The sequence below is a fragment of the Acinetobacter guillouiae CIP 63.46 genome (assembly GCF_000368145.1).
In the GTDB taxonomy this organism is placed as follows: domain Bacteria; phylum Pseudomonadota; class Gammaproteobacteria; order Pseudomonadales; family Moraxellaceae; genus Acinetobacter; species Acinetobacter guillouiae.
This window is the reverse complement of the sequence record NZ_KB849287.1, coordinates 119,780-132,579: the sequence shown is the minus strand read 5'-3', so window position 1 is coordinate 132,579 and position 12,800 is coordinate 119,780. Positions and strand designations below refer to the sequence as shown.

Annotated in this window: 9 protein-coding genes; all 9 read right to left on the bottom strand. The window is 40.3% G+C overall.

Annotated features, from left to right (window positions below):
* Nucleotides 1-35: 35 nt before the first annotated feature.
* Nucleotides 36-4,511, bottom strand: a complete 4,476-nt coding sequence (gene gltB, locus F981_RS20810; RefSeq protein ID WP_016539152.1) for a glutamate synthase large subunit — start codon at nt 4,509-4,511, stop codon at nt 36-38.
* 425 nt (nt 4,512-4,936) lie between these two features.
* Entirely contained in the window at nt 4,937-5,800 is an 864-nt protein-coding gene (locus tag F981_RS20805) for a hypothetical protein (RefSeq protein WP_004725438.1), read from the bottom strand.
* 16 nt (nt 5,801-5,816) lie between these two features.
* Entirely contained in the window at nt 5,817-6,896 is a 1,080-nt protein-coding gene (aroB, locus tag F981_RS20800) for a 3-dehydroquinate synthase (RefSeq protein ID WP_004725435.1), read from the bottom strand.
* Nucleotides 6,897-6,932: 36 nt separating this feature from the next.
* Nucleotides 6,933-7,475, bottom strand: a complete 543-nt coding sequence (aroK, locus tag F981_RS20795) for a shikimate kinase AroK (RefSeq protein ID WP_004725433.1) — start codon at nt 7,473-7,475, stop codon at nt 6,933-6,935.
* A gap of 36 nt (nt 7,476-7,511) precedes the next feature.
* Nucleotides 7,512-9,689 carry a type IV pilus secretin PilQ gene (gene pilQ, locus F981_RS20790; RefSeq protein WP_004725432.1) on the bottom strand — a complete coding sequence of 726 codons (2,178 nt, stop codon included), beginning with the start codon at nt 9,687-9,689 and terminating at the stop codon, nt 7,512-7,514.
* 20 nt (nt 9,690-9,709) lie between these two features.
* Nucleotides 9,710-10,240, bottom strand: a complete 531-nt coding sequence (locus F981_RS20785; protein WP_004725430.1) for a pilus assembly protein PilP — start codon at nt 10,238-10,240, stop codon at nt 9,710-9,712.
* The gene (locus F981_RS20780; protein ID WP_004725428.1) at nt 10,237-10,983 is read right to left on the bottom strand and encodes a type IV pilus inner membrane component PilO; all 747 of its coding nucleotides are present in this window, start codon (nt 10,981-10,983) and stop codon (nt 10,237-10,239) included. The genes F981_RS20785 and F981_RS20780 overlap by 4 nt, the downstream gene beginning before the upstream one ends.
* Nucleotides 10,980-11,621, bottom strand: a complete 642-nt coding sequence (locus tag F981_RS20775) for a PilN domain-containing protein (RefSeq protein ID WP_004725427.1) — start codon at nt 11,619-11,621, stop codon at nt 10,980-10,982. The genes F981_RS20780 and F981_RS20775 overlap by 4 nt, the downstream gene beginning before the upstream one ends.
* Nucleotides 11,621-12,679: a pilus assembly protein PilM gene (locus F981_RS20770; RefSeq protein ID WP_004725424.1), complete on the bottom strand. Its 1,059-nt coding sequence runs from the start codon at nt 12,677-12,679 to the stop codon at nt 11,621-11,623. Before F981_RS20770 ends, F981_RS20775 begins: the two co-directional genes overlap by 1 nt.
* Nucleotides 12,680-12,800: the final 121 nt, after the last annotated feature.

The following is a 12,800-nucleotide window of genomic DNA, read 5'->3' as shown; positions in this document are numbered from 1 at the left end:
GTTATCCACACCTACCTAAAATTTGAGTAGTGGAATTATTGTGGATCTGCTTGAGTTGTTTTCAAAAGCGTTTGTAAATTAGCCGCTTTTGGTTTCACCAGCCAGAATTTACGGCTATAGAAATCAAACTCGTTGCGAATCTTGTACGCCCAAGCACTACCTGTTTCAGCAATGTGTTCATCTAAGATACGAAGTAAGAATTCTTGATGTTCTTCCATCGCTTCTGTAGAAATACGGTTTAATTCAATCAATTCGTGGTTGTAGTAATCAACAAAGTCGTTATCTAAGTCAAGTACATAAGCAAAACCACCAGTCATACCTGCACCAAAGTTGTGTCCAACTTTACCCAGTACAGTCACGATACCGCCTGTCATATATTCACAGCAATGGTCGCCTGCACCTTCAATGACCGCAAACGCGCCAGAGTTACGTACAGCAAAACGCTCGCCCGCTGTACCCGCAGCAAATAATTTACCGCCTGTCGCACCGTACAAACAGGTATTGCCGATAATTGCCGTTTCTTGAGTTTGGAATGGTGAACCTTTTGGTGGGAAGATCGATACTCGACCACCTGCCATACCTTTGCCCACATAGTCGTTTGCATCACCTTCAAGGCTGATATGCAAACCACCCGCATTCCAAACACCCAATGACTGACCCGCAGTTCCTTTTAAATTCACTTTAACAGGATGTGCTTCCATACTGAGGTTGCCATAACGTTTGGCAATTTCACCTGAAAGACGCGCACCAATTGAACGGTCACAGTTACCCACAGTAAAATGGAACTCACCACCGGTACTTGCTTCAATCGCAGGTAGCATTTCTGCCACCATTTTCTCAGCAAGAATACCTTTATCAAAAGGTTCATTGCCTTGTACTTGGCAATATTGCGCTTTACCTTCCGCAGATGGGTGTGATTCTAACAATGCACTTAAATCTAAATGCGCATGTTTATCCGTTTCACCTGGCAACATCTCAAGTAGATCAGTACGACCGATCAAATCTTTCAATGATGCAACACCTAAAGCAGCCAACCATTCACGTGTTTCTTCCGCAATAAAGTGGAAGAAATTAATCAGCATTTCTGGCTCGCCAATATAATGCTCTTGACGTAAATGATCTTGCTGAGTTGCCACACCTGTTGCACAGTTATTTAAGTGACAAATACGCAGGTATTTACATCCAAGCGCGATCATTGGGGTAGAACCAAAACCAAAGCTCTCCGCACCTAAAATCGCAGCTTTAACCACATCTAAACCTGTTTTCAAACCACCATCAGTTTGTACACGTACTTTACCACGCAGGTCATTGACACGAAGTGCTTGATGCGCTTCTGAAAGACCCAATTCCCATGGTGAACCCGCATGATGAATAGAGGATAAAGGTGAAGCCGCTGTACCGCCGTCATATCCAGAAATGGTAATGAAATCTGCATAGGCTTTTGCAACACCTGCTGCAATTGTTCCCACCCCTGGCTCTGATACTAACTTCACAGACACCATGGCTTGTGGATTGACTTGCTTCAAGTCAAAGATTAGCTGTGATAAATCTTCAATAGAATAAATATCATGGTGTGGTGGTGGTGAAATCAAAGTCACACCTGGAACCGAGTAACGTAAACGCGCAATTAAGCCATTCACTTTACCGCCCGGTAACTGACCGCCTTCACCTGGTTTTGCACCTTGCGCTACTTTGATCTGTAACACTTCAGCAGATGTTAAATATGCAGGTGTTACACCAAAACGACCTGAAGCAATTTGCTTAATTTTAGAGTTACGAATAGTGCCATAACGTGCAGGATCTTCACCACCCTCACCCGAGTTCGAACGACCACCGATTGTATTCATTGCGATCGCAATGGCTTCATGTGCCTCCGGTGACAATGCACCTAAAGACATACCAGCAGAGTCAAAACGTGGCAGAATTTCTTCTACTGATTCAACAGCTTCTAATGGTATAGAATGATCAGTTTTGAGTTTTAATAAGTCACGAATTGTCGCAATTGGACGGGTGTTCACTAACTCTGCGTATTCTTTAAAGTCAGCATAATTGCCTGAACGCACCGATTTATGCAACGCATTGATCACATCAGGATTAAATGCGTGGTATTCCTTATCAAAGACAAACTTGAGCAAACCTCCTTGTTCAATTGGCTTACGTGCTTTCCAAGCAATATCTGCTAGTTTTTTTAAGTCATTTTCAAGGTCAATGAATGTTGCACCTTTAATACGGCTTGGCACACCTGTAAAGCACTTACTGACAACTTCTTCAGATAAGCCGACTGCTTCAAATAACTGTCCACCACGATAAGATGCGACTGTTGAAATCCCCATTTTTGAGAGGACTTTGAGTAAACCTTTATCAATACCTTTGCGGAAATTCGCTTGTGCATGAATTGGATCACCCAATAACTCACCTTTTGCAATCAAATCGTTGATCACATCATAAGCCAAATAAGGGTAAATCGCAGTTGCACCAAAACCTAAGATCACGGCAAACTGATGTGCGTCACGTGCAAGTGCAGTTTCAACAATGATGTTTGCATCTGTACGTAAACCAGCATTAATCAAGAAGTGATGAATTGCACCCGTCACCATTGCAGCATTTGCCGGTAAAAAGCCTTCACGGATTTTACGATCTGAAATAACCAATAAGGTTTTACCATCACGAATCGCTTGTGCAGCTTCTTCACAAATACGTGAAATCGCGGCTTCAAGACCTTCAGCTACAGGATAATTCAAATCGATATCTGCAATTTCGTAACCTTTACGACCAAGGGTACGAATCTGATGCATTTTAGAATTTGACAGTACAGGGCTCGATACAATTAAACGATCTGCATGCTCTGGACCTTGTTCAAATACATTTTGCTCACGGCCAAAACAGGTTTCCAATGACATAACGATTGATTCACGTAATGGATCAATCGGTGGATTGGTCACTTGCGCAAATTGCTGACGGAAATAATCTGTCACATGACGCACTTGGCGAGACAATACCGCCATTGGCGTATCATCACCCATTGAACCGACAGCTTCCTGTCCACTTTCAGCGATTGGACGAAGCAGTTGGTCACGCTCTTCAAATGTCACCATAAACATTTTTTGAGCCGCTTTAAGGTCATCACCTTTTAAGCCTTGATCACATAAATACTCTTCAAGCTCTGGACTACCTTGTAAGCGAACTGAGTTTTCACGTAACCATTCACGGTATGGACGCATTTTTTTCAGATGATTGCTCACATCTTTGGTATCGAGCAATTTTCCAGTCAATGTATCAATCACCAAGATTTGACCAGGACCTACACGGCCTTTAGAGATCACATCTTCAGGTTCATAACCCCACACACCAATTTCTGATGCCAGAGTGATATAACCATTTTTAGTGATCACCCAACGTGCCGGACGTAAGCCATTACGGTCTAACATACAAATTGCATGACGACCATCTTGGATCACCAGACCCGCAGGACCGTCCCAAGCTTCCATATGCTTAGAGTTGAATTCATAAAACGCGCGTAAATCCGCATCTAATGTTTCAACGTTTTGCCACGCTGGTGGAACAAGCATGCGTAATGCACGGAATAAATCCATCCCGCCACCCACAAGCAGCTCAAGCATATTGTCCATACTTGATGAGTCTGAGCCTGTACGGTTTACAATTGGACTCAGTTCAGTAATGCCTGGCAATAATGGATTTTCAAATTTTGGTGTACGTGCCACTGCCCAGTTACGGTTTGCAGTAATGGTGTTAATTTCACCATTATGTGCCAAATAACGGAACGGCTGTGCCAATGGCCAACGGGGTAAAGTATTGGTTGAGAAACGTTGATGGAATACAACAATGTGTGAGTCCAAACGTTCATCAGCAAGGTCTGTATAGAATTCTGCAATATATGCAGGCATCATTAAGCCTTTATAGGTGATCACTGTAGAACACAGTGTAGTCACATAAAAATAGGGATCAGCTATTAATTGTTGTTCTGCACGACGACGTGCCATAAGTAACTTACGGTTAAATTCAACCTCAGTCACACCCATTGGGCAATTGACAAAAATTTGTTCAAATGCAGGTAAAGACTGCATTGCGATTGAACCCAAGGCATCATTATTGGTTGGAACAACACGCCAACCAATCACACGACAGCCTTCTTCTTCAATTTCATGGGTTAGAATTTGCTTTGCATGGGCCGCAAGTGCTGGATCTAAATTTAAAAATATCGTCCCGACCGCAAAAATTTCACTCAGTGTAATGTCACTGATCTTTTTTGCTTCTTCACGGAAAAATGCTTTAGGCATAGCCAAGAGCAAGCCACAACCATCACCGGTCTTACCATCTGCGGCAATACCACCACGGTGCGTCATACAGCTTAGACTATGAATCGCGGTCTTGACTAAATCATGACTCGCATCACCCTGCATATGGGCAATCAAGCCGAAACCACAGTTATCTTTAAACTCATCCGGTTGGTATAAACCTTGAGCGGGAGCTACAGTGTTAGGCGATGGCATGTGCATAGCGTACCCTTCTTTCTACATAGGCCCATGAAAGGGCGAAAAACATTCGAACACTCAATTACGATTTTTAAGTATTTTCTTAACCCAAGTAAACCACTGAGTCAGAATCGAATACCAGTCTGTTTTTACTTTAATTGCAAGATTGTTTTACAACTTCCGCACTGAAATAAAGCACTCAATCAGACTTAAATCGCACACCAACTGAATCATTTCGCTCCAAAACAGGGACAATCAACTCAATTAGCGCAACAATAAAGCAAAAAATATGCCAAATTTTATTTTTGTTCACCAAATCACTAAAAGATAGTGAAATAAAGATATTCTTTAAAATTCTAAGCGTCTTATAAAGGCATTTATAGCACCATTTTTGTGCAAATATAAAATTAAATAATTAATTCTGCTTCATTTTAGAGCTAATTTTAATTAAATGGATCACTGACTTCATGCTCAGCTGGCTTTTTATCAGCAGTAGCACCAGTTTCTTTATTGTTGCTTGAAGGCTGTGCACGAGATTGTGACTTTTGTACATCTACTACATTGCCAGATGCATCACGACGGGTAATTGTGGTTTTGGTGGTCTGGTTTGCAGGAGTTGAACCCGTTAAAGATGACAATGCTGATTTTGCTTGAGCCAATAGCGTTTCATCAACTACAGGTAAAGGTGCAGATTTTAATTTCACTTGATAGAGTTTATTTGCACTTGCCATTTCATCTGAGCCCAGATCATTAACTAAAGCACTATATTTTTCAAACTGGATCGCTTGTGGATGGATAGATGCAGGCAGTTTTAAATTTAATTGTTGTAACTGGCGCTTGGCCTGATCATCACTTTTAAATAGACCATAGGCTAAAACATATTGCTCTGCTTGATCTTCACCGCTTAAACGGAAATAAATAAAATTTTTACGATCCGCTTGTTTCTGTAAAAATCCCAGGATGACATCTTCATCCGAGGTCTTAAATAACTCTATCGACCAAGCTTTCTTATTTTCTTGAAAAAACTTTGTACCACGAAATTCTGCATCATGGCTACCCGCAGTCACAATACGTGTGGTCATTTCAAGTGGACGTACTTCATCCATCAAAGCACCTAAATGCGATGTTGCGGCAACTTTTTCAGGTTGAATTTGAACTTGGGACTCTTCAATCGGATTGACCACAGTGACCAAATCTTTGGTGTCGGTCACTGCCCAAAAAACCAGTGCCACCAAAAGACAGATTAATCCACCAACCAACCAAATATATTGTCGAATATTTTGCCAATTTGTACGAATTGCTGCCATTTGGAACTAACCTTTTCTATAACTGATTCGCGAGAATCGCTTGTTTCATCAACTCAACATCAAAATCTTTAGTGATGATGGCTTGGCCGAGTTGTTTTATCAATATTAAACGAAGTTGACCATTTAATACTTTTTTATCATGTGACATATATGCCAAAAATTCATCGAGCGGAATTTTAGGACATGCTACAGGTAATTGAGCACGTTGTATGATTTTTTTTGTACGTTCCAGATCATCGGATGAAATCCATCCCATACGCTGAGATAAATCAGCAGCCATCACCATACCCGTTGCAATTGCTTCTCCATGCAACCACACCCCATAACCAAGATATGATTCAATGGCATGACCAAAAGTATGGCCTAAATTTAACAAGGCACGTTCACCTTGCTCTTTTTCATCATTGGCCACAATTCTTGCTTTATGCGCACAAGAACGGTAAACCGCTTCAGCCAATAATTCTGGATCTTGGGCAATCAGCCCATCCATATGCTCTTCTAACCATGCTAAAAAGTCTAAATCACCCAGTAACGCATATTTAATTACCTCAGCCAAACCTGCTGAAAGCTCACGTTTAGGCAAGGTTTTGAGTTGTGCCATATCAGCCAAAACCACTTGAGGTTGCTGAAATGCACCAATCATATTTTTGCCTAAAGGGTGATTAATTCCGGTTTTCCCACCAACACTCGAATCCACTTGAGACAACAGTGTGGTTGGAACTTGAATAAAATACACGCCTCGTTGGAAACAGGCTGAAGCAAAACCAGCCATGTCACCAATCACACCACCACCTAAAGCCAAAACCGTACAATCACGATTAAAGCCAGCTTGAAGCAAAGCATCAAAAATCAAATTAAGGTGCTGAATATCTTTGTATTTCTCACCATCAGGCAAAACACATGTTGTAACCTGCTTACCCAATTGTTGAATCGCCTCAACATAGTGCGACAAATACAAAGGCTGAACTGTGGTATTTGTAACAATCATCACTTGATGTCCCTGAATATAAGGTTCAAGTAATTCTTGAGGATTCAAATGACTACCAATAAAGATTGGATAACGACGTTCACCCAGTTCAACATGTAAAGTTTGCATGATTCTGCCAAATAACAATGAATGATAATTTACTGACTAAATAATTTCTTTTGAAACGATCAGTTGCAATATTCTCAGCGCTAAATCTCGCGCAGCACCCTGATTGGTTTCAATAATATAATGTGCAACATCTCTATACAGTGGATCTCGTGCTTTAAGTAGATCCTTTAACTTTTGCTCAGGATTCTCGACTTGTAATAAAGGACGATTTTTATCTCGATGTGTACGTAATAATTGGATTTCTACAGGGGTATATAAATAAATCACAATACCTCTATGCTTGAGATATTCTCGATTCATGGCTTGAGTGACAGCACCACCACCTGTTGCAACCACTAAATTTTTTTTTGATGTGAGTTCATCAATCACGATTGTTTCTCTTGTACGGAAACCTTGTTCGCCTTCTTTTTCAAAAATCCAAGGAATAGATGCCCCAGTTTTTCTTTCTATTTCATGATCGCTGTCTAAAAACTCACGACTTAACAGTTCCGCTAGATGCCGGCCAACTGTTGTTTTTCCTGCTCCCATGGGCCCTACCAAATAAATATTTGGTAGGGTTTCCAACTCTTTGCTTGGCAAGGAGTCACCTATCGAATTGCTTTCATTGAAAGTATATTAATGATTTCTGGTACGACTGTCATTAACAATTCTTGGTGTCACAAAGATTAGTAATTCTCGTTTATTATCAGACTTTACATCTTTTCTAAATAATCGCCCTAGATAAGGGATATCTCCCAGGAAAGGCACCTTGGTTTGACTTGATGTAGTTTCTTGTTCAAAAATCCCCCCCAAAACAACTGTCTCACCATTATCTACCAAGACATTGGTATTGATCTCATTTTTATTCAAAATGATTTCACCATTCGGTGCCACCCCACCACGTGAATCACTGGTAATATTCAATTGCATTTGCACCTTACCATCTGGGGTAATACTTGGTGTAACATCCAAACTCAATAATGCATCTTTAAATTCCGTGGTTGCAGTTGCAGCGCCTCCTGCTGTTGATGTTGTTTGATAAGGAATTTCTTGACCTGATGAAACTTTGGCTTTTTGCTTATCCGCCGTCATCACTTTTGGTGTTGAAATCACTTCACCATAACCATCAGATTGTAAAGCTGACAATTCTAGATCCAACATAAAATCAGACATACTAATTAAACCAAATGCAATTTTGCTTGCGCCCGCCGTGGTGACACCAAGATCGACATTTAAATTATCGGGCCGAGTAATAGTATATTTCCCATCATCATCTGGAGTTCGTAAATCCCATAATGTCTTATCGCTTCCTCCAACCAGCAAGTCATTATTCTTGTTAATCCCTTGGGATAAAATCCCCCATTTCACACCCATTTCTTTGGTAAAATCCGTTGTTGCTCGAACAATACGTGCTTCAACCATGACTTGTTTTACCGAAATATCTACCAAATCAATCATTTTACGAATTTTATCAATATTATTTGCAGTATCATTAATAATTAATGTATTTGTTCGTGTATCTGCAACCGCACTCCCTCTTAAGCTGAGTAGACTTTCTAAAGCTAAAGAATCTGTATTCGTGGTATTATTCGCCTGCGCACCTTTAGGATTTCTAGAGTCCTGTAATAATTTAAGAACTTCTGCAACTTTAGCATAACTGAGTTGAATATATTCAGTTTGAATTGGCGCTAATTTGACACTTTGTGCAATCGCTTTTGCTTCATCTTCTTCAGCTTTAATCAGCTCGGTGACAGGTGCAATCCAAATCACACTACCATTACGACGCTTGTCTAAATTCTTGGTTTTTAAAATAATATCTAAGGCCTGATCCCAAGGTACATCTTTTAAACGTAAAGTAATATTACCTTGAACTGAATCTGCAGCCACCATATTAATACTGGTAAAATCAGCAAGCAGCTGTAGCACACGGCGTACTTCGATATCTTGAAAATCCAGCGAGATTTTCTTACCGGTATAAGACTGACTTGAACTTGGGCGATTTACTTTATTTTCTACAGGACGTTTTAAACTCACGGTCAGTTTATTTTCCGCTTGGAAGGCCATATATTCATAGCTACCAGCAGATTGAATGGTAATCACGCCATTTGAACCATCATTATAAGCATCCACAGAAGAAACTGGGGTTGCAAAATCATTGACATTTAAACGACGAATTAAATGTGCAGGAATTTTATTTCCTAAGGTTCGAATAACAACTTTACTGCCCTGTTGCTGTACATCTACAGGTGTATTTGCACCTGACAGATTTAAAATAACCTGGCCTTCGCCAGCATTGCCACGCTGAAAACCGATATCTGCGATGCCTTGATTTTGCTTATTCAGCGTAGATGCAGATGAGGCATAAGTCGGTAAAGCAGCAGCTTGATTGGCATTGTTAATCTTTAAAATAAAGGTATTCCCTTCAACACGTGTTGTAAAAGAACCACTATTTTTTAAATTTACCGTTAAGCGTGAACGTTGATCATCGGCCGTAATATCCACCGTCGACGCTTCTTCACTTGCCACAGCAATAGACGGCTGATTGATCGTTTGCTTCGCCTGATCAAAATCCAAAATCAGTCGAGATGGATTATCCAATTGATAGGCTTGAGGCTGTGGCGGTAAGCCATTAAACATCACCCGAATTTCTGTACCTTGCCCCGGTATTTTCATCGGTACAATATTGGTCATGGTTGTTTGTGCTGCTGCAACCTGCATAATCGCAATTGACACTGCCGCCATAGTAAATTGACGAAGTTGACTATTCATAAACTTACCATCCCCGTTAAAGATATTTTTCAAACTCTTTTTCATTTTTATTCCTTTATTCCGTTTTAATCTATTGGACCGATTAGAACTAGACTCCGTGGTCTTTCTATATAACCGTCTCGACCATCTGGAACAATTTCCAATAAATCAATACGGGTCGGCGTAATCTCAATAATTCGCCCCTGATTCATGCCCATGTAATTGCCAAGTTGTACCCGCTCAATCTCACCATCAGGTGTTTGAATCAAACCCACTGTTTGCCCAACGGCCCCTTTCATACTCCCTTTCAGTGTTAATGACTCTAAAGGATAGCTTTCAAGTGGCTGTGGCTGTCTTGAAAAATTCGGGTAGACACGCTTGCCTGACATGATTTTTAATTCATTTGCCAATGAACTTGGCAAAAATGGGCTGCGTAATTGTTGGGCTGAATAATTAAAACTCGGTACAGGATTGAATACTGGTGCAGGTTCAATCGGCAGTGGTTGCTGATTTCGAATATTTGCCATCTCTTGATTAACGGCATCAATTCTAGAATCACACCCCACCAAAAGCATTGCAAATGAGATTCCACAAACTATTTTACTGAGCTGTTTCATTGTGGCGTCCCTCCTTGCTGAGGTGTCGTTGTCTGCGCAGCAGTATTGACAGATTTATTTATCTTCTGCTCATCAGCACCGATATAGCGATAGGTTTTTGCTTTAATTGTATAGTCAATCACTGGCACATCAGATTTTTTATCTTGGCTAGGTGTTCCTGTAATTGTGAAATCATGCAAAGTGACAATACGTGGTAACGCCGCCAGACTACTTGCAAAACTGCCGAATGAATGATAATCCCCTGTTGCATCAATCGAAATTGGCTGCTCAATAAAGAACTCCTGCTTCACTTCTGGTTCTAATTTGATATTCTTAAATTTCAAACCAGAACTTACTCCTGTCACGTTAATGTCTTCAACCAGACTCGGAATTTCAGTTTCTTTAGGAAGCTGTTCTAATTGCTGATTAAAATTTGCTTCCATTTGTTGCAATTGCGCTTGATATTGCTGCAAGTTTCTTAATTTAGAATCCTTTTCTTTAAATTCATTTAATAAGTTTTGTTCAACTGTACGCGCTTGATCAATTGCATCTAATTTAGGTCTAATTGCTAAAAAATAGCCAATTGCACACACCAAAAAAAACAAGAATACCCAACAGGTGACTTTAACGGATAGAGGCCAACTGCCGTAGTTATTCATATCCAAGGTATTAAACTGTTGAAAAAACTTCTCAACGGTCATCTTGTTCTTTTTTGGAGCATCATTTACAGATGATTCTAATTGCTCAAAATCTTCACGACTCATTTTGCACCCCCAGCAGCTGGAACTTGTTCAGCTTTAGTTGTATCCCCATCTGCAGTCGCTGCTATTTCACCGATATCTACAGTCACAACAAAACTTCCATATGATTCTTCCACACGAGGAATCACCGAAGTCTGTTCTTTATTTTTATTTTCATCTGCGGCTAAGAATGAATTCATAAACGCATTTCGATACCATTCAGAAGCTTCTAATCCACGCAACAATTCAGCAACTGTGTTTGGACTTTCAGCTTTCCCCTCAATGGTAAATTTATCGCCCACACGACTAAATTTTGTGATGTACATTTGTGCAGGGACAATCCGAACCAATTCATCAACGAGGCGAACAATCACAGGACGTTGACCTTGTAAGCCTTGAATCAGTTTCATCCGTTCAATAATGGCATTACGACGTTCTTGTAAACCATCTAAAGTTTTTAATTGCGTATCTAAATTTTGATTGGTACTGGTCACCAATTGATTGGCTTGCTCCTGATCTTCTAACTTATGATCAAAATAGAACCACGCCAATAACACTGTAACTAAGCCAATCAGTGCAACCCCAACACATATTGCAACAAATTGCTTCTTCTTCTGTTCTCTTAGCTCATCACGCCAAGGGAGTAAGTTAATCTTTGCCATTAATCAAAACTCCTCAAAGCCAAACCACACGCAACCATTAAAGAAGGTGCATCATTTTCTATTTTTTTTAAGTCAATTTGTGGTGAAAACCCCATCTGCAAGAAAGGGTTTGCAATCGTGACCCGATAACCGAGTTTTTGTTGTAATAATTTTGCCAACCCAGGAATATTGGCATTACCACCCGCCAATAAAATATGGTCGATCTCGTTAAACTGAGAAGATGAAAAGAAAAACTGTAATGAACGAGCAGCTTGTTGTACCACTGCTTCTAAAAACGGCATTAAGACTTCTGTTTCAAAATCGTCAGGTAAAGTCCGATCTTTTTTGGCCCGACCAGCTTCATCATAAGACAAGCCATAGCGGTTCTGTACATCTTGAGTCAGCTGCTTGCCACCAAAAACTTGCTCTCGGGTATAAATGATCTTGCCATTTTGCATCACAGACAAGGTGGTCATGGTATGGCCGATATCCAAGATACCCACAAGATTTACACCGATTGGCAAGGTATCGGAAAAGACATCAAAAGCACGCTCAATTGCATAACTTTCTACATCTGCAATTTTAGGTGATAAGCCTGCAATTTCTAAAACTTCAACACGAGAATCGATATTCTCTGCACGTGTTGCAACAAGTAACACATTGACTCGATTTGGATTTGCCAACTTATCGTTTAACACTTCAAAATCTAAACTGACTTCATCCAGCGGGAAAGGGATATATTGTTCAGCATCCATTCGAATCTGAACTTCTCTTTCCTCATCCGACATATCGGCATCCATTTCGATGATTTTGTGAATCACCATAGATGTAGGTACAGCAACCGCAACATTTTGCGATTGAGGATTGCCAATATTGACTGCCCTTTCCAACGCATCAGCAACTGCTTCAGGATTAAGAATGTTTTTTTCAACAACACTCCCATCAAGCAGTGGACTTAATCCATAACTTTCAACCCAGTAACGACCGTTCTTAACAGAGAGCTCTAAAATCTTTACAGTAGTAGAACTAATATCTACTCCTATTAACCCCTTATTTGGCTTACGATATAGTCTAAGCACGATTGATTTCCTATTATTTTTTTATCCCCAATAAATAACACAAACCGACTGCATTTGGTCTTAATTTTTTACAGATACAATATCCCATCTAACAATCCATCACATGAGAAGCTATACTGAA

What these genes read in the sequence shown, in the direction of transcription:
- gltB (WP_016539152.1), bottom strand. Translation starts at nt 4,511, where the DNA reads ATGCCATCGCCTAACACTGTAGCTCCCGCTCAAGGTTTATACCAACCG.
- F981_RS20805 (WP_004725438.1), bottom strand. Translation starts at nt 5,800, where the DNA reads ATGGCAGCAATTCGTACAAATTGGCAAAATATTCGACAATATATTTGG.
- aroB (WP_004725435.1), bottom strand. Translation starts at nt 6,896, where the DNA reads ATGCAAACTTTACATGTTGAACTGGGTGAACGTCGTTATCCAATCTTT.
- pilQ (WP_004725432.1), bottom strand. Translation starts at nt 9,689, where the DNA reads ATGAAAAAGAGTTTGAAAAATATCTTTAACGGGGATGGTAAGTTTATG.
- F981_RS20785 (WP_004725430.1), bottom strand. Translation starts at nt 10,240, where the DNA reads ATGAAACAGCTCAGTAAAATAGTTTGTGGAATCTCATTTGCAATGCTT.
- F981_RS20780 (WP_004725428.1), bottom strand. Translation starts at nt 10,983, where the DNA reads ATGAGTCGTGAAGATTTTGAGCAATTAGAATCATCTGTAAATGATGCT.
- F981_RS20775 (WP_004725427.1), bottom strand. Translation starts at nt 11,621, where the DNA reads ATGGCAAAGATTAACTTACTCCCTTGGCGTGATGAGCTAAGAGAACAG.